18 protein-coding genes are annotated in these 16,717 nt (G+C 44.5%); 16 read left to right on the top strand and 2 right to left on the bottom strand.

Annotated elements, in window-relative coordinates:
• Positions 1-106 precede the first annotated feature (106 nt).
• The 16 genes from djlA (at position 107) to NLG07_RS05360 (ending at position 15,514) form a co-directional block, all read left to right on the top strand.
• On the top strand, positions 107-1,045 hold the full coding sequence (djlA, locus tag NLG07_RS05285) for a co-chaperone DjlA (protein ID WP_254856646.1): 939 nt from the start codon (positions 107-109) through the stop codon (positions 1,043-1,045).
• Positions 1,046-1,100: 55 nt separating this feature from the next.
• Complete coding sequence (locus NLG07_RS05290; RefSeq protein WP_254856647.1) at positions 1,101-1,904, top strand: thioredoxin fold domain-containing protein; 804 nt, start codon at positions 1,101-1,103, stop codon at positions 1,902-1,904.
• The gene (gene recJ, locus NLG07_RS05295) at positions 1,904-3,652 is read left to right on the top strand and encodes a single-stranded-DNA-specific exonuclease RecJ (RefSeq protein WP_254856648.1); all 1,749 of its coding nucleotides are present in this window, start codon (positions 1,904-1,906) and stop codon (positions 3,650-3,652) included. The genes NLG07_RS05290 and recJ overlap by 1 nt, the downstream gene beginning before the upstream one ends.
• A 1-nt stretch (position 3,653) precedes the next feature.
• Positions 3,654-4,382, top strand: a complete 729-nt coding sequence (recO, locus tag NLG07_RS05300) for a DNA repair protein RecO (RefSeq protein WP_254856649.1) — start codon at positions 3,654-3,656, stop codon at positions 4,380-4,382.
• Between the two features lie 54 nt (positions 4,383-4,436).
• Positions 4,437-5,198, top strand: coding sequence for a pyridoxine 5'-phosphate synthase (pdxJ, locus tag NLG07_RS05305; RefSeq protein WP_254856650.1), 762 nt, complete (start codon positions 4,437-4,439; stop codon positions 5,196-5,198).
• A gap of 7 nt (positions 5,199-5,205) precedes the next feature.
• Positions 5,206-5,586 (top strand): holo-ACP synthase, encoded by a 381-nt coding sequence (gene acpS, locus NLG07_RS05310; protein WP_254856651.1) that lies wholly within the window; start codon positions 5,206-5,208, stop codon positions 5,584-5,586.
• 6 nt (positions 5,587-5,592) lie between these two features.
• Positions 5,593-7,044, top strand: coding sequence for a 23S rRNA (uracil(1939)-C(5))-methyltransferase RlmD (gene rlmD / locus NLG07_RS05315; protein ID WP_254856652.1), 1,452 nt, complete (start codon positions 5,593-5,595; stop codon positions 7,042-7,044).
• Positions 7,045-7,135: 91 nt separating this feature from the next.
• The gene (gene relA, locus NLG07_RS05320) at positions 7,136-9,286 is read left to right on the top strand and encodes a GTP diphosphokinase (RefSeq protein WP_254856653.1); all 2,151 of its coding nucleotides are present in this window, start codon (positions 7,136-7,138) and stop codon (positions 9,284-9,286) included.
• Positions 9,287-9,288: 2 nt separating this feature from the next.
• Entirely contained in the window at positions 9,289-10,104 is an 816-nt protein-coding gene (gene mazG / locus NLG07_RS05325; protein ID WP_254856654.1) for a nucleoside triphosphate pyrophosphohydrolase, read from the top strand.
• 471 nt (positions 10,105-10,575) lie between these two features.
• Positions 10,576-11,004 carry a 50S ribosomal protein L13 gene (gene rplM, locus NLG07_RS05330; RefSeq protein WP_254856655.1) on the top strand — a complete coding sequence of 143 codons (429 nt, stop codon included), beginning with the start codon at positions 10,576-10,578 and terminating at the stop codon, positions 11,002-11,004.
• An 11-nt stretch (positions 11,005-11,015) separates the two neighbouring features.
• Entirely contained in the window at positions 11,016-11,408 is a 393-nt protein-coding gene (rpsI, locus tag NLG07_RS05335; RefSeq protein ID WP_254856656.1) for a 30S ribosomal protein S9, read from the top strand.
• A 281-nt stretch (positions 11,409-11,689) separates the two neighbouring features.
• The gene (gene petA, locus NLG07_RS05340; protein ID WP_254856657.1) at positions 11,690-12,310 is read left to right on the top strand and encodes a ubiquinol-cytochrome c reductase iron-sulfur subunit; all 621 of its coding nucleotides are present in this window, start codon (positions 11,690-11,692) and stop codon (positions 12,308-12,310) included.
• Between the two features lie 12 nt (positions 12,311-12,322).
• Positions 12,323-13,588, top strand: coding sequence for a cytochrome b N-terminal domain-containing protein (locus tag NLG07_RS05345; RefSeq protein WP_254856658.1), 1,266 nt, complete (start codon positions 12,323-12,325; stop codon positions 13,586-13,588).
• Positions 13,585-14,319, top strand: a complete 735-nt coding sequence (locus NLG07_RS05350; RefSeq protein WP_254856659.1) for a cytochrome c1 — start codon at positions 13,585-13,587, stop codon at positions 14,317-14,319. The genes NLG07_RS05345 and NLG07_RS05350 overlap by 4 nt, the downstream gene beginning before the upstream one ends.
• A gap of 106 nt (positions 14,320-14,425) precedes the next feature.
• Positions 14,426-15,061 carry a stringent starvation protein SspA gene (gene sspA / locus NLG07_RS05355; protein ID WP_254856660.1) on the top strand — a complete coding sequence of 212 codons (636 nt, stop codon included), beginning with the start codon at positions 14,426-14,428 and terminating at the stop codon, positions 15,059-15,061.
• A gap of 6 nt (positions 15,062-15,067) precedes the next feature.
• A complete protein-coding gene (locus NLG07_RS05360; protein ID WP_254856661.1) occupies positions 15,068-15,514 on the top strand; it encodes a ClpXP protease specificity-enhancing factor in 447 nt (148 codons plus the stop codon).
• Between the two features lie 21 nt (positions 15,515-15,535).
• Here NLG07_RS05360 and NLG07_RS05365 read toward each other — a convergent pair whose 3' ends face one another.
• Positions 15,536-16,108 (bottom strand): BON domain-containing protein, encoded by a 573-nt coding sequence (locus NLG07_RS05365; RefSeq protein WP_254856662.1) that lies wholly within the window; start codon positions 16,106-16,108, stop codon positions 15,536-15,538.
• Positions 16,109-16,126: 18 nt separating this feature from the next.
• A complete protein-coding gene (locus NLG07_RS05370; protein WP_254856663.1) occupies positions 16,127-16,717 on the bottom strand; it encodes a phosphoheptose isomerase in 591 nt (196 codons plus the stop codon).

The following is a 16,717-nucleotide window of genomic DNA, read 5'->3' on the forward strand; positions in this document are numbered from 1 at the left end:
AATAATTCATTAATTCAGTATCAAAAAAGGGCTTTTTTCTTTCTTTATGCGCCTAATGTGTTAAAAATAGATAAATCACACTCTTCAAAGGATGAGAATCTCTTCAATGCAAGGACATATAGGTAAAATTTTAGGCACTGTCTTTGGCGCTATGGTAGGTAAGATCCCCGGCGCGTTTGTCGGCTTTGTGATAGGTTGGTACTTCGATAACGCATTAAACAAAGACTTTTCTGGAGGTATGAACTTTTCTCAGTTTTTCTCTGATAAGAGTGAACTTACGTCTAGTACGATTTTCTTTCATTCTCTTTTTGGTTGCTTAGGTCACATCGCCAAAGCGGATGGTACCGTGACGCAAAGCGAAATTGCTATTGCGACTCGTCTAATGGACGATATGAAACTCTCAGGCGCGGTTCGCAAAGAAGCGCAAAATGCGTTTCGCGCGGGCAAAGATCCACATTTTCCTCTAGAAGATCAGCTTAACGACCTAATCAAAGATGTACAAAATCGCTTCGATGTATTGAATGTATTCTTAGAAATTTTGGTTGAAGCGACGTTTGCCGATGGCGAATTATCGATCAATGAGATGAATCTACTCACCAAAATTGCAGCACAACTCGGCTTTAGTGCTAAAGAACTCAACACTAAGATCAAACAATGCGAGGCGGAAATGCGTTTTCGTCAGCGCAAACAAGCGTTTGAGCAGGCTAAAGCCGAAGCGGAAAAGCGCGCACGACAAAAACAAGACGACTTTAGACGCTATGCAGAAGACCGTGCTAGACAAGCGTATGAGCGCTCTCATAGACAATCACATCAAGCTCCGCAATACAATTCTCAAGAGCGTCTTGCGGATGCCTACCAAATTTTAGACGTGCCAGCTAACGCCGATGAAAAAACATTAAAGAAAGCCTATAAACGAGCAATGAATGCGCATCATCCAGATAAGTTGGCCGGAAAAGGATTGCCAGAAGCAGCGCTAGAGAAAGCCAAAGCGAAGGCGCAAGATATTCAAGCCGCCTATGAGCTGATAAAAAAGGAGAGAGGCTAGGATTTTTCCTTGCGAACTCTTACAATACAACAAAATATAAGGTGTAGAAAAAAGCATGACAATCAAAAAATTCAGATGGTTCGGAAGTCTAGTGTTGTTAGCGACAATGAGTTTTTCTGGCTGTTCTCAAGAGCAGTCTGCAAGTATCACTGAGCAAGCGACACCACACACCACTGAGCGCGAAACCCCAAAGTTAATCAGTGATAAGGCCTTAGCCAAATTCAATGCAGCGACCAATATTCCTGTGCAATCTGTTTCTCCCGCTCCCATAGACGGTTTTGTGCAACTGACTACACCTGCTGGGGTTTTGTATTTATCGCAAAATGGTGAGTTTTTGTTTGCGGGAAATTTATTTAACATCGAACAGGGGATGCGCAATGAAACGGAACAGGCCATGTACAAAGTGCGTCAATCCGTGATGGCATCACTGGGCGATTCAGCGATTGAGTTTAAGGCTGAAAATGAACAATATGTTGCAAATATTTTTACTGACATCACGTGTGGATACTGTCGCAAACTGCATCGTGAAATTCAAGACTATCTCGATCTAGGGATTACAGTGCGTTATTTTGCCTACCCAAGAGCGGGTCTTTCAGGACAATCGTATCGCGATATGGTCTCGATCTGGTGTTCAGACACACCGCAAGAAAATATGACTTCAGCGAAAGAAGGCAATGATGTATCTGCGCGTACCTGTGACAACCCAGTGGCTAGTCATTATAGAGCAGGTGGGCAAATCGGCGTATCCGGGACACCTAACATTGTTTTAGAAAATGGCGCATTAATTGGTGGTTATGTACCGGCACAAACTATGTTACAGCAAATTAGAGAAAAGCTTGGCTCAAGCGGAGAGCAGTAATGCTGCACTCCGCTCAGATTATTTCTCGTCAAATCACACCTGAACCCGAATGGGTGCGAACGCTTTCAGCAATATTTCCAAGCCATACTGCACTCTTTGCTCGAATTTTACAGGCGAGAAATATTCAAGATCCTCGGGCACTATCAAATAGCATGAAAGACCTGATCCACTACCGTACATTGCGTGGTTTAAACGTCGCAGTTCAAGTCCTGGCGGATGCCGTTGTGCAGGATCAGCGGATTGTCATTGTCGGTGATTTTGATGCTGATGGGGCAACTTCAACTGCCTTGTGTATGCTCGCGCTCAATGCCATGGGACATCACAATGTCCAGTATATTGTGCCAAATCGTTTTGATTTTGGTTATGGCTTATCTGTCCCCCTAGTTGATATCGCACACGAGGAATATCAAGCGGATATATTGTTGACAGTGGACAATGGGATCAGCGCCCATGAGGGCGTGGATAGAGCGAATCAACTGGGCATCAAGGTCATAGTGACCGATCATCACCTAGCCGGTGACACACTACCTGATGCAACGGCTATTGTGAATCCGAATCAACCTGACTGCGCTTTTATTGGCAAAAACAGTGCTGGGGTGGCTGTGGCTTTTTATGTGCTCAGTGCTCTGCGAGCTGAGTTACAATCCCGACAATGGTTCAACCCGCACAGGCCGATGCCAAACCTCGCGGAATTTCTCGACCTCGTTGCACTCGGTACGGTAGCCGATGTCGTTAAGCTAGATCACAACAATCGTATCCTAGTTTATCAAGGCGTTGCCCGAATTAAGCGGCAACTCTGTCGTCCTGGGATATTGGCCTTGTTAGATGTGGCAGGTAAAGTGGCGGACAAATTAACAGTCAGTGATTTAGGCTTTATCCTAGGCCCTCGCTTAAATGCCGCGGGTAGACTCGATGACATGAGTATTGGCATCGAATGTCTCATTACGCAAGATCCCTTTGTGGCGCGTCAGCTTGCCGAACAACTCGATCAGTTTAACCGTGAGCGCAAACAGATAGAACAAAGTATGCGAGATGATGCAGAGACTCACCTAGCCAGTATGCAACCTAGTCATAACGATTTACCAGCGGCACTCGTACTCTTCAACGACACCTTTCACGAGGGGGTCATAGGCATAGTGGCTGGTCGCATCAAAGAGCAGTGCTATCGTCCAACCGTAGTGTTTGCAGATGCCGGTGATGGTGAGCTAAAGGGGTCTGCACGCTCTATCCAAGGGTTACATATTCGTGATGCGCTGGAACGAGTAAATACTCGTCATCCCAAACTCATAAAAAAATTCGGCGGGCATGCCATGGCCGCAGGTCTTACCATAGAGGCGAGTGGCTTAAAACAATTTGAACAAGCGTTCATCGACGTAATAGGCGAGTTGGGTTCTGAACTGCCCAAAACCCCACAAGTGGAGACAGATGGTGCCTTGCAGGCCTCCGAATTGGATTTGGGGCTAGCTAAACAGTTGGAACAATTATGTGTCTGGGGGCAGGGATGTCCTGCACCTATGTTTGATAATGTATTTACGGTGGTTAACCAGCGAATTGTTGGTGAAAAGCACCTCAAATTGGTTTTATCTCTCAACGATCAAACTGTTGATGCGATCGCTTTTAATGTTGATGTCAGTCAATGGCCGAACCCCAGCTGTCAACACATCCATGCTGCATATAGTTTGAACGTGAATGAATTCCGTGGCAATGAATCGGTGCAGTGTCTGATTCACACCTTCCACCCGGTGTAACATGGCGCGGCTCGTGCTCAATACTCAGGCCTTTGTATTGCACAGTCGGCCATATCGCGAAACCAGTTTATTAGTCGACATGCTGACTCGAGAACAGGGTAAATTACGCTGTGTGGTGCGAGGAGCAAAGAGCAAAAAATCCCCCAAAGTTGCTTTGTTACAACCTTTTTTACCATTGCAATGTGAGTTTATGGGCTCAGGAGAGCTCCGCAACTTGGGCCAGCTAGATACCATGGGGCAAAGCTTCGCGCTTGCGGGGACTAATTTATTTTGTGGTCTGTACCTCAATGAACTTTTACTGCGTATTTGTCCCAATGAATATGCCGACCCCGAGTTATTTGATGCTTATCAAACGACTTTGCGGCATTTGGCTGGTGCACAAACGCAGTGGTTAGAGGCGTTGTTACGGGAATTCGAATTGTATTTGTTGCAGCATATTGGTGTTTTAGGCCGGTTGGATTCTGAAGCAGAAGGCGGTTTGGATTTAGTCGATGAAGGGTGTTATCGCTATCAAATTGGGATAGGTGTTATCGCTTGTATGCCAAGTGTAAAGTGGCATTTTAGTGGGCGTGTTTTCATTGATGTGGCCAATCAAATTTGGCATGAACAATCTTTGTTATGCGCCAAAATCATTTGCCGCCAAGTGATCTCTGATTTACTTGGTGATAGACCTCTCAAAAGCAGAGAACTATTCAAAACCTTACGGACTAATTCACAAAGCTCTGATTGAAGCTCAGACTCTCGTTAAGGTATACTGTCGTCAAACAAATGTAGAGTAATTGTTATGAATCAGTCCACCACGTTTGAACCGATTTTGTTAGGTGTGAATATTGACCACGTTGCGACATTGCGCAATGCCCGAGGCACGCATTATCCCGACCCAGTACATGCTGCAGATGTTGCAGAGCGAGCGGGTGCGGACGGGATCACAGTGCATTTGCGCGAAGATCGCCGTCATATCAAAGACCGCGACGTAGAGATATTAGCGAAAACCATCAATACACGTTTAAATTTAGAGATGGCAGTGACAGATGAAATGCTCGAAATTGCCATCAAAACGCAACCAACGTTTGTATGTCTTGTACCAGAAAAACGCGAAGAACTCACCACTGAAGGTGGTTTAGACGTAGTAGGCCAGTTCCAAAAAGTCAGACATGCCTGTCAAGTATTGGCTGAGGCAGGCATAATGGTCTCGTTGTTCATTGATGCAATAGAAGAACAAATCGATGCAGCAGTCGCCTGCGGTGCTCCGTACATTGAGATCCATACCGGACAATACGCAGAAGCTGCTAATCACGTAGTTGCGCAAGCAGAGCTTGCGAAACTTCAAGCGGGTATCGCTTATGCAGCAAACAAGGGGTTACGGGTCAATGCCGGTCATGGTTTGCATTATCACAACGTCAAACCGATCGCTGCCATCCCACAAATCGAAGAATTGAATATCGGTCATGCTATTATGGCTCGTGCCATGTTTGATGGGATGGAAAAAGCAGTACGAGATATGCGTATACTGATGCAAGAAGCGCGTATGCAGGCGTTGGTTTAAGCAAACAATGGCTTTGCTTGGACTCGGAACGGATATTGTTGCAGTTGCTAGATTAGCCAAGCACACACCAGATTCCCCCGCGTTTGCCAAACGTGTGTTACATCCTTGTGAATTTGAGGAATATATGTCACATAAGCAGCCAACCCGATATTTGGCGAAACGTTTTGCTCTCAAAGAAGCTGCCGTGAAAGCACTTGGCACCGGTATAGGTAATGGTGTTAACTTAGCTGATGTTTGGTGCGAATATACCAAATTGGGACAACCATGGTTGCGTTATTGTGGGGGGTTTGCCAAACAAGCAGAAGCCATGGGGGTTACGGTTGGTCATGTATCTATTTCTGACGAACAGGACTATGTTGTTGCAACGGTTATCCTGACCAATGACTAATCAGCCATGGTAAAACTCTTCCAACCCAAATCAGGTAAAAATAATAAAGGCGCTCGTGGCTTCAAAGGGAGTCAGGGTAGCTCAAAATTCTCTCCAAATAAGCCATTGATGAACGTCACAACGACGGAACTGACTCTACAAAACCAAGTGAAGTTAGAGGACCACAGCAATGTGTTCGTAAAAGGCGCCTTACCTGGGGAGCGTATCAATGCATTAATACTGGACTCCGGAAAAAACAGTTCCACAGCGGTTGCAACCAAGATTCTAAAGGCCAGCGGATCTAGAATTGACGCACATTGTCAATATGCGCTTGGACATCCGAAGATAACGCATACTGAACATGCATGTGGCGGTTGCCTATTGGGTTTTACATCTGACGAAGCACTGTTAACACTGAAGCAAAAAGCGCTATGTGAAGCAATGCAAAGGGTGTTTGGTGAACGTTATAACGATAAAGTTTGGGCAGAGCCAATAACCTCTCCAATCCAATACCGACGCAAAATCCGTCTCGCAATCGATGCTCGTAATCCGAAGCAGATCAAAGTCGGCTTTCGACAGCTCAATGGCAAAAACGTGTTACCCATTAATCAATGCGAAGTATGTGAGCCTCCACTACAGAAAGTGTTAAGCGGCCTAAGCGCCTGCGTTCCCGATTGGCATTGGTTAAAATCCATTGGCCATATTAGTCTTTTACAGACACACGCAGGCGGAGCAGTTGGTTTCCATGCTACTGGGAATTTAGGGCAAGCCGCTCTCAATGCGATGCACGTCTTCGGTGACACTCATCAATGTATGGTGTTAGTAAATGATAAAGGCGCTGGGCATTTGCCTGAATGGCAATCAACACAGTCATACGGTCAGTTGAGTGAAGGAATATGGGTGACGCCAGAACTGTGCTTAGCCACGATTGATGATGATCTGTATCCCATCACCATGGAAGACTTTATCCAGGTCAACAGGACCGTAAATGACCAAATGGTACAAGCAACCTTAGCGGCACTTGCACTGGATAAAACTGATCGCGTGTTGGATTTATTTTCTGGTGCTGGAAATTTTACTCTGCCTCTTGCTAGGCGCTGCTCTAGAGTATTGGCCGTAGAGGGGGTAGCCAAAGTCGTGGAACGTGCTGCTCACTATGCTAAGAACCAAAAGTTTGACAATATTAAGTGGTTGGCAGGTGATCTGGCGAGTTCGGATGTGCTTGGCAACATAGAAGATTTTAATGCGAACAAAATGGTGTTAGACCCGGCTCGTGCTGGAGCAGGATTTATTCTGGAACAGTGCGACTTTTCAGCAATAAAAACTATCGTCTATGTTTCTTGTAATCCACAAAGTTGGCTGTCGGATACCAAAATTCTTCACCGCAAAGGATTTCAGCTAAACCGAGTGCAGTTGTTGGATATGTTTCGGGCGACGCATCACACAGAACTATTGAGTGTGTGGACGCAAGATGAATAGAGCGTTCATCTTTCTCTGATTAGAGATTTTTTCTACCACCCTAACTAGTTTACTTGTATGATAAACCCATTAGTTATACAAGGAGTTTGTCTTGGTTTCAGTTCGCAGTGTGCATCGAGCGCAACGTCCCCCATTTGATGAATGGCTATCTCAACTAGATGTTGCGGTTGGGACCAAACGCAAACTACGCGAAATCGTTAATCACCCAGAAAACCTTCTTATTGGCCAAGAAATGGTTGAGATATTGGCCGAGTTGAATATGGATGATGTCACATTGATGGCAGCTATGGTTTTTCCTTATTGTGAAATGCACAAGTTAGACGAGGTTGCAATCAGTCAGACCTTCTCTGTTGACATTGCTAATTTAATCAGCGGTGTGCGTAAGATGGACGCAATCAAAATCTTGCAAACAAAGCATCAACGCAATGAAGCACAAGTCGATAATGTTCGCAAGATGCTTCTGGCAATGGTTGAAGATGTACGTGCAGTCGTGATCAAAATGGCAGAGCGTATTTGCACCTTGCAACGAGTTAAAAACGAGGACGAAGAAACGCGAGTGATGGTAGCACGTGAGTGTTCCACGGTGTACGCTCCGCTTGCTAACCGTTTGGGGATCGGTCAGCTCAAATGGGAATTAGAAGATTTGGCGTTTCGTTATTTGCATCCGCAAAAATACATGCAAATAGCGTCTTGGTTAGATGAAAAGCGCTCAGAGAGAACCCAATACATCGATGATTTTGTTGCAGCTTTGGAAGATGAATTAGCAGCGCAAAACATACAAGCTTATGTCTATGGTCGGCCAAAACACATTTTTTCAATCCACAAAAAAATGCACAAAAAGGGTCTCTCATTTGAGCAATTATTTGATATCAGGGCGGTGCGAGTCATTGCGCAAACGCTCCCAGATTGTTACGCCGCATTAGGTACAGTTCATGCCAAATGGCATCACCTTGTTAATGAATTTGACGATTATATTGCAACGCCCAAAGCCAATGGCTATCAGTCTATTCATACCGTCATTCGAGGTCCGGAACAACGCACTATCGAAATTCAGATCCGTACTCAACAAATGCACGATGATGCAGAACTTGGGGTGGCAGCGCATTGGAAATATAAAGAAGACCACAAAGGCAAAACCACCGCTGCAGAGGCTCGCATTACTTGGTTGCGCAAAATTCTTGCATGGCAAGAAGAGGTTGCTGAGTCCGGAGATTTGGTCGAAGAATTGCGTTCACAAGTGTTTGATGACCGAGTCTATGTGTTTACGCCCAACGGTGATGTCATTGATTTACCGGTTGGTTCTACGCCGCTTGATTTTGCCTATTATATTCACTCAAATGTCGGTCATCGTTGTATTGGTGCCAAAGTGGATGGACGCATTGTGCCCTTTACGTACAAGTTACAAAGTGGTGACCAAGTCGAAATTCTCACTGGCAAACAGCTAAACCCGTCACGCGATTGGTTACACCCTGGATTGGGCTATGTTTTTTCGTCTCGTGCCCGTGCCAAGATCCATACGTTTTTTAAAAAGCTGGATCGCGATGATCACCTCTCTGCCGGTAAAGAATTGCTCGAACGGGAGTTAGCCAAACTCCATTTTACAATAAAAGATATTCCATCTGATTTATCGCGATTTAATGTCCATCAGCTAGAGGACTTGTTTGTTGCAGTGGGTGCCGGCGATCTGCGAGTGATGTCAGTTGTACATTACATAGAGCAGTTGCACAAACCTGAGGTTGAAATAGAGCCTGTTGCACCTAAGCCCACGCCACAAAAACCGCGTAAAACCGACGGTCATATTGAAGTGGAAGGTGTAGGAAATCTGATGAGTAGTATCGCAAACTGCTGTCAGCCATTACCTGGGGAACCTATTTCTGGGTATATTACGCAAGGGCGAGGTGTCAGTGTGCACAAGCAAGATTGTGAGCAGTTAGCACACCTGTTAACTCAGCATCCCGAACGCGAAATAGAAGTCAACTGGAGTGGTGGGCAAGCGCATGGTTTACAAGCGAAAATCGCCTTAAAATGTTCAGACCGTACTGGATTGATGCGAGATATAATGACCCAGACGAGTAACGATAAAGTACCGGTTTTGGGTATCAACAGTATCAGTGACACGCAAACGGGCACATGTCAAATCGATTTGGTGGTTGAAGTGAGTCACCTCAATAGCCTCAATATTCTGCTAAAGCGGTTACGTAAAATCAAAGGTGTTATCGACGCCTTCAAATATGAGCACTAAGCATGAAGTCATCAGAGCTTGCGCAGTATGAACATCTCGTCGCCTCTGACCCTGTAGCGGGGTTAGTGGCAATCATGCGTCAATTAAGAGATCCCGATTCGGGTTGTCCATGGGACCTCAAACAAACTTTTGCAACGATTATTCCACACACCATAGAGGAGACCTACGAAGTAGCTGAAGCTATAGCGGTTGGTGAACCTCAACACCTGTGTGAAGAACTTGGGGATTTATTATTTCAAGTTGTATTTTACGCACAGTTAGGCGCCGAAAAAGGGTGGTTTGAATTTGCCGACATTGCACAAACGATGTGTGAAAAGCTTATTCGTCGACATCCTCATGTTTTTGGGGAACAAACCGAACTGAGCCCAGACGAAGTCAAGTCACAATGGGAGGCAATCAAAGCAAGCGAGAAAAAATCTCGACCCCAAACAGTACTCAGTAGTATTCCAAATGGAATGACCCCACTAATGAGGGCACAAAAAATCCAAAAACAATGCGCAAAAGTCGGTTTTGATTGGGCTGATATTGCTCCGGTTTATGCCAAAATTCGAGAGGAATTAGCTGAGGTAGCTGAAGCAGCAGAGCATCAATCACACGCTGAAGTGACTGAAGAAATAGGTGACTTATTATTTGCAGTTGTGAACTTAGCTAGACACTTAGATGTGGATGCAGAAAGTGCTTTAATTGCAGCGAATCAAAAATTTACTGATCGTTTCAACGCATTAGAAAGTCAAGTTCAACAATCAGGACAGGATATAACCGCACTCTCTCTCAAGGAACTTGATGCCATTTGGGATGAAGTAAAAAAACGTCATTAAGTTACATTTGGCTTAAGCCTAGTCTTTTATTACTTGTTATTTGAGCAGATGTTGACAGGACTCGGTCTGGGGATAATACATTAGGTCTACTAGGGACGACCGACAGTGCTATTACAGCACAGTTTGAAGTGGTAAAAGGCCCATGTCAACAAGCTAAATCCGTATTTGCTAGTGTCACCTCAGCAAGCTCTGTAATCACGCCCACAAATAAATACAGTCGCAAAATTAAATATCCTATTGCTCAATGAAATGAACAAAGCCGTTGGTATGTATGAGTAACTCGCAAAATAAGCACATTAAATTGTTGAAAAATTGAGTAATCTGCGTATAATCTTGCGCCTGCCCAGTTACAACCCATCCGTGGGAGGATGGAAGAATCAGCAAACTCGAAGGGGTTAGACGTTGATTTCACGTTGTATGCATGGTGCATACGACCGTAACTAATTATTCAATTTCGGGTGAAATGAAACAATGAAAACTTTTGTTGCAAAACCAGAGAGCGTTGAACGCGACTGGTACGTAGTAGATGCTGCGGACAAAACTCTTGGTCGCTTAGCGGCTGAAATCGCTTTGCGTTTACGTGGTAAACACAAGCCAGAATACACTCCTCACGTTGATACAGGCGATTACATCGTCGTTGTTAATGCCGAGAAGATTACTGTGACTGGTAACAAGTTCAAAGACAAAGTCTACTATGCTCACTCAGGTTACCCTGGTGGTCTCAAAGACATTACGTTTGATAAGTTACAAGCGAAAAAACCAGAGATGGTTCTTGAAGTAGCGGTTAAAGGCATGCTACCAAAAGGTCCTCTTGGCCGTGCTATGTTCCGTAAGCTTAAAGTTTACGCAGGTAGCGAACATAAACACGCTGCGCAACAGCCACAAGTACTTGACATTTAAGGAGCGAGACAATGGCAGATACCCAATATTACGGCACTGGTCGTCGCAAGAGCTCAACAGCTCGTGTATTCCTTCGTCCAGGTACTGGTAACATTACTGTAAACCAACGTCCTCTTGACGTGTTCTTTGGCCGTGAAACGGCTCGTATGGTTGTTCGTCAACCTTTAGAACTTGTTGAAATGACAGAGAAATTTGACCTATACATCACTGTTAAAGGCGGTGGTATTTCTGGTCAAGCTGGCGCCATCCGTCACGGCATTACTCGTGCGTTGATGGAATTTGATGAGACTTTACGTCCAAGCCTTCGTCAGGCTGGTTTCGTTACACGTGATGCACGTCGCGTTGAGCGTAAGAAAGTGGGGCTACACAAAGCACGTAAGAAGCCACAGTTCTCAAAACGTTAATATTTACACGTTATTTACAAATACCGCTCATAGAGCGGTATTTTTTTGCCTTTTCTTTGCCCTAATCTATCGAATCTTAGATATTTACCTATGTTATGGGTTTCAAGATACCCTAAACCCAGCAGATATAAGATCAACGACCATTGTCTTAACCTGAATCTAAGATAAATAACGCGTTAGACTTGTAATTTTTGTGTGTTTTCTTTACCATTTTGCGCAGAATTTTTTTATGGTTGATGATCCGTTTAGTTAGCGGTGTATCCCAGTTTTGGAGAAAGTGGATGAGCAATGTATCAGTAGATGCAAACAAAGCAAGCCCAGAAGCCCAGCCTGAGAATAACAACCGTCGCAAGTTTTTGACTGTTGCGACGTCGGTTATTGGTGGGGTTGGTGCAGTGGCTGCAGCAGTGCCTTTCGTCGCGTCTTGGAATCCAAGTGCAAAGGCAAAGGCTGCCGGTGCTGACGTAGAAGTTGATATCAGTGGTATCGCTCCTGGTCAGCTAATTCGTGTCATGTGGCGTTCTAAGCCAGTTTGGGTTGTGCGTCGTACTCCTGAGTTGCTAGCTAGTTTAAGCAATCATGAAGATCAACTGCGTGATCCAAACTCTGATGTCGAACAACAACCTGCATTTGCTAAGAATCAATATCGTTCTTTGAAAGAAGAGTATTTAGTTTTGGTTGGTATCTGTACGCATTTAGGCTGTTCACCTCAGCATTTAAGTGAAGGTGCATTTGCGCAATACGCCGAAGGTGTTTCTGAAGGCTTCTTCTGTCCTTGTCATGGTTCAAAATTTGACATGGCTGGACGCGTTTTCCAAAACGTACCTGCTCCCTCTAATTTGGTCGTTCCGCCGTATCAATTCCTTGATGATACGACGTTACTGATCGGCTCTGAAGCATAAGGTGGTTTGATTATGAACGGTTTTATGAATTGGATTGAACAGCGCATTCCCTTGGCTCGTGTCGCAAACATGCACGCGATTCAGTACCCTGCGCCAATTAACATGAACTTCTGGTATGTATTTGGTTTCCTTTCAACGATTGTTTTGGTAAACCAAATTTTGACCGGTGTATGGTTAACTATGAATTTCGTACCGTCAGCCGAAGGCGCTTTTGCTTCAGTTGAATACATTATGCGTGAAATCGATTACGGATGGTTAATCCGTTACATGCACTCCACGGGGGCGTCCGCATTCTTCATCGTTGTTTACTTGCACATGTTCCGCGGTATGATCTACGGTTCTTACCAAAAGCCTCGCGAGCTATTGTGGGTGTTTGGTATGCTGATTTACTTAGCGCTAATGGCGGAAGCGTTCATGGGTTATGTATTACCATGGGGGCAGATGTCATACTGGGGCGCTCAGGTAATCGTCTCATTGTTTGGTGCTATTCCAGTCATTGGTCCTGATTTAGTTGTTTGGATCCAAGGTGACTATGTTATCTCTGGAGCTACGCTTAACCGATTCTTTGCTTTGCATGTTATTGCTTTACCCTTAGTCATCGTGATTTTGGTGTTCTTACACATTATCGCGTTGCACGAAGTAGGTTCGAACAATCCTGATGGCGTTGCGATCAAGCACAAGAAAGGTTCTTTGTCAGAAGATGACAAGACGAAATTTGAGATCCATGAATACTACACTAGCAAATACGACATTGCGGATGACGTAGTACCATTCTTCCCGCACATTGTGCTTAAAGATTTGGTCGCGTTCACAGTGTTCTTAGCTGGTTTCTGTTATGTGTTGTTCTTTGCTCCAGAAATGGGTGGTAAGTTCCTAGAACATCCTAACTTTGAAATTGCAAACCCGTTGAAGACGCCTGAACATATCTTCCCAGTATGGTATTTCACACCGTTCTATGCAATCTTGAAAGCGGTACCAGACAAGTTATTCGGTGTACTCGCGATGTTTGGAGCGATTGCAGCACTCTTTGCATTACCTTGGATTGACCGTGGCAACGTTCGCTCATGGCGCTATCGCAGTGGCTTACACAAGTACAACATCCTAGTGTTCGCAGTGGTATTTGTATTCTTGGGTTATTTAGGTGGAACGCCACAAGAGAACTGGAAGATTGTTGCGTCACAGATAGCAACCCTCATGTATTTCGGCTTCTTTGGCTTACTCTTTATCTACAGCAAAAACGAGAAGACTAAACCTGTTCCAGCGAGGATCCCTAAATGAAAAACTTAGTTTTAGCCTTGGCACTTTTAGTGCCAAGCTTAGCCTTCGCTGCAGGTTCTTCGGTACCTCTTGATAAGGCTAATTTTGACCTAACGGATAAAGCGTCATTACAACGTGGTGCACGTATCTTTATGAACTATTGCTTGGGTTGTCACCAGCAACAATATCAGCGTTACTCAAGAACATTTGAAGACCTAGATATTCCTGCGGATATTGGCCAAGAGTATTTACAATTTACGGGTGAAAAAGTCACTGACTATATCACTTCGCCAATGCCACAAGAAGCTGCTGCAACATGGTTTGGTGCTCCGCCACCCGATCTAACGTTGGTGGCACGTGTACGCGGTGCAGATTGGTTGTATACCTATTTACGCACGTTCTATGTGGACCCTTCAAAAACCTTTGGTGTAAACAACCTTGTCTTCCCTAACGTAGGTATGCCTCATGTATTAGAAGAGTTACAAGGTACACCTCGCATTTATCACGAGGAAGCTTTGGTCGATGGAGAAACCGTTAAGCGTTATGCCGGCATCAAAGCCGATGGCAATGGCGTAATGAATACTGAAGAGTATGACCAGGCAATATTAGATTTGGTTAATTACCTTGAGTACACTGGTGAGCCGACTCGATTAGAATCTGAAGCGATTGGTCGTGGTGCATTAATCTTTGTATTGATTTTCTTCATCTTTGCGTACTTACTCAAGAAAGAATATTGGCGCGGATTAAAATAACACAAACGTGTAAATTTTCTGTATAATAACAAAAGGGGCAATTAGCGCCCCTTTTTTTAATTTAGCAGTAAATGATAGCTAATGTGAGTCAACAGGAGATAGCTAAATGGCAGTAGCCGTAAACAAACGTTCTATTATGACCCTTTTTTCGGATACCATTGATATCTACAGTCATCAGGCACGAATTGTGTTGGCTGAGAAAGGGGTAGGCGTTGAGATCATTTATGTGGATCCGCAAAACCTTCCAGAAGAAATGCTTGAGTACAATCAATATGGCACTTTACCTACATTAGTTGACCGTGACTTGGCTTTGTATAAGTCGCACATTATCATGGAATATTTAGATGAGCGTTTCCCGCATCCGCCATTAATGCCCGTGTATCCTGTTGCACGTGCAGAGAGTCGTTTGTTGATGCACCGTATTGAACAAGACTGGTATGTACAAGCTGGACTGATTTTCCGCGGTGAAGGTGATGTTGCAGCACTGCGTAATGAACTAAAAGAAAATCTACTAGCGCTGGCGCCTATTTTTGCGAATACCGAATATTTTATGTCTGAAGAATTCAGCTTGGTTGATTGTTACCTAGCGCCGTTGTTATGGCGTTTACCAGCATTGAATATTCAATTGACGGGCAATGGCAGCAAAGAAGTGCTGGCATACATGAAGCGCATATTTGACCGTCCATCGTTTATCGCATCGTTAACTGACCAAGAACGCGAAATTCATAAACCACTTTCATAAACCAGTATGAGTGATATTTCAATGACACCGAATCAGCCCTATATGCTTAGGGCTTTTTTTGATTGGATCGTAGACAATGATCTGACGCCGCATCTAGTAGTAGACGCAACTCAGCCTTATGTTCAAGTGCCCCAGCAATATGTTCAAGAGGGTCAGATTGTGTTGAACGTCTCACCGAGCGCATGTGTGAATTTTCATTTATCAATAGAAGGCGTGAGCTTTCAAGCTCGCTTTGGTGGGCAACCGCAACAAATCAGCTTTCCTTGTGAAGCTGTATTGGCCATATATGCAAGAGAAAATGGTGCGGGTACTGTTTTTACCCCCCCCGAACCAATGGACTCAGACATTCAAGCGGACCGTCATGAGAATGTAATCGATGACGATGAGTCTGATCCCCCACCAGAGCCACCGAAACCAGCTCGTGGTAAGCCAAATCTAAGTATTGTTAAATAGATAAAAGCGCGTTAACTAGAGTCAGTTAATTATTTCAAATACTCTATTAACGCGCACAACGTTCTGTACATTACGTGCGATGTCTACGGCAACCGTCGCTTGGGAATTATTGACTAACCCCATCAAAAATACTTCTCCACTGTTTACAATCACCTTCACAGCAGTAAGATTGACGTCATCATGGGCTAATAATTTGGCTCTTATGGTGTTGGCAATAACAATGTCTTTTGCTTGAGTAGAAGCGTTGGCCAGCGGTGTAACTCGTAATTGGTTATGAATTTTGGAAAGATATGAGTTCTCTTGTGCCGTTGCAACGATTTGTTTGACAAGGCTAGCATCTGTCACTTGTCCAGTAAGAAGCAGTTGACGGTTATACACATCGATATCAATATTTGTATTTTCCGCGTATCCTTCAATTTTGGATAAGGCGTTAGCAATACTTAGGCTGTTGGTGCGATCATCAATTTGAGTTCCGATGGTTCGAGGATCTGAAACGCTTCCAGCCGTAACCGCAGCAACACCGCCAAGCGCAATAGCAGCACAGTTAGATAATGTTAGGATTAGAGTGATGGCCAAAGCAATTCTAAGAAACATCTTTGTCTACCTTTATCGTTATTCTGGAGTTTGTGGGAACAAGGTCTCATCGATACAATCGCAGAGGTTGTGAATTGCGAGAAGATGCACTTCTTGGATCCGCGCTGTACGATTTGATGGAACACGAATTTCAACGTCGTTCGCCCCTAAAAAGCCTGCCATTTCTCCACCGTCTTTACCCGTTAACGCGACAATAGTCATATCTCGACTTAATGCTGCCTGCATGGCATTGATGACGTTTTTGGAATTTCCAGAGGTCGATATGGCAAGTAGAATATCGCCAGGTTGTCCAAGCGCACGAACTTGCTTAGAAAATACCTCATCGTAACTGTAGTCATTGGCAATCGAGGTTAATGTCGACGTATCTGTGGTTAACGCCATCGCTGGTAATGAAGGGCGTTCACGCTCATATCGATTTAATAATTCTGAGGAGAAGTGCTGCGCGTCGCCTGCCGACCCCCCGTTCCCACAAGAGAGGATTTTATTGCCATTCATCAGAGCCTCAACCATCATATTGGCCGCTTTAGCAATGGATTCTGGCAACGTTTCTGCAGCTTCAATTTTGGTTTGAATGCTTTCTGTAAAATGCGCTTTGATACGTTCGATCAT

Source organism: Alteromonas sp. LMIT006 (genome assembly GCF_024300645.1).
Lineage (GTDB): Bacteria > Pseudomonadota > Gammaproteobacteria > Enterobacterales > Alteromonadaceae > Opacimonas > Opacimonas immobilis.

Coding starts and splice junctions, on each gene's coding strand:
- djlA (WP_254856646.1), top strand. CDS start 107: ATGCAAGGACATATAGGTAAAATTTTAGGCACTGTCTTTGGCGCTATG.
- NLG07_RS05290 (WP_254856647.1), top strand. CDS start 1,101: ATGACAATCAAAAAATTCAGATGGTTCGGAAGTCTAGTGTTGTTAGCG.
- recJ (WP_254856648.1), top strand. CDS start 1,904: ATGCTGCACTCCGCTCAGATTATTTCTCGTCAAATCACACCTGAACCC.
- recO (WP_254856649.1), top strand. CDS start 3,654: ATGGCGCGGCTCGTGCTCAATACTCAGGCCTTTGTATTGCACAGTCGG.
- pdxJ (WP_254856650.1), top strand. CDS start 4,437: ATGAATCAGTCCACCACGTTTGAACCGATTTTGTTAGGTGTGAATATT.
- acpS (WP_254856651.1), top strand. CDS start 5,206: ATGGCTTTGCTTGGACTCGGAACGGATATTGTTGCAGTTGCTAGATTA.
- rlmD (WP_254856652.1), top strand. CDS start 5,593: ATGGTAAAACTCTTCCAACCCAAATCAGGTAAAAATAATAAAGGCGCT.
- mazG (WP_254856654.1), top strand. CDS start 9,289: ATGAAGTCATCAGAGCTTGCGCAGTATGAACATCTCGTCGCCTCTGAC.
- rplM (WP_254856655.1), top strand. CDS start 10,576: ATGAAAACTTTTGTTGCAAAACCAGAGAGCGTTGAACGCGACTGGTAC.
- rpsI (WP_254856656.1), top strand. CDS start 11,016: ATGGCAGATACCCAATATTACGGCACTGGTCGTCGCAAGAGCTCAACA.
- petA (WP_254856657.1), top strand. CDS start 11,690: ATGAGCAATGTATCAGTAGATGCAAACAAAGCAAGCCCAGAAGCCCAG.
- NLG07_RS05345 (WP_254856658.1), top strand. CDS start 12,323: ATGAACGGTTTTATGAATTGGATTGAACAGCGCATTCCCTTGGCTCGT.
- NLG07_RS05350 (WP_254856659.1), top strand. CDS start 13,585: ATGAAAAACTTAGTTTTAGCCTTGGCACTTTTAGTGCCAAGCTTAGCC.
- sspA (WP_254856660.1), top strand. CDS start 14,426: ATGGCAGTAGCCGTAAACAAACGTTCTATTATGACCCTTTTTTCGGAT.
- NLG07_RS05360 (WP_254856661.1), top strand. CDS start 15,068: ATGAGTGATATTTCAATGACACCGAATCAGCCCTATATGCTTAGGGCT.
- NLG07_RS05365 (WP_254856662.1), bottom strand. CDS start 16,108: ATGTTTCTTAGAATTGCTTTGGCCATCACTCTAATCCTAACATTATCT.
- NLG07_RS05370 (WP_254856663.1), bottom strand. CDS start 16,717: ATGATCGAACGTATCAAAGCGCATTTTACAGAAAGCATTCAAACCAAA.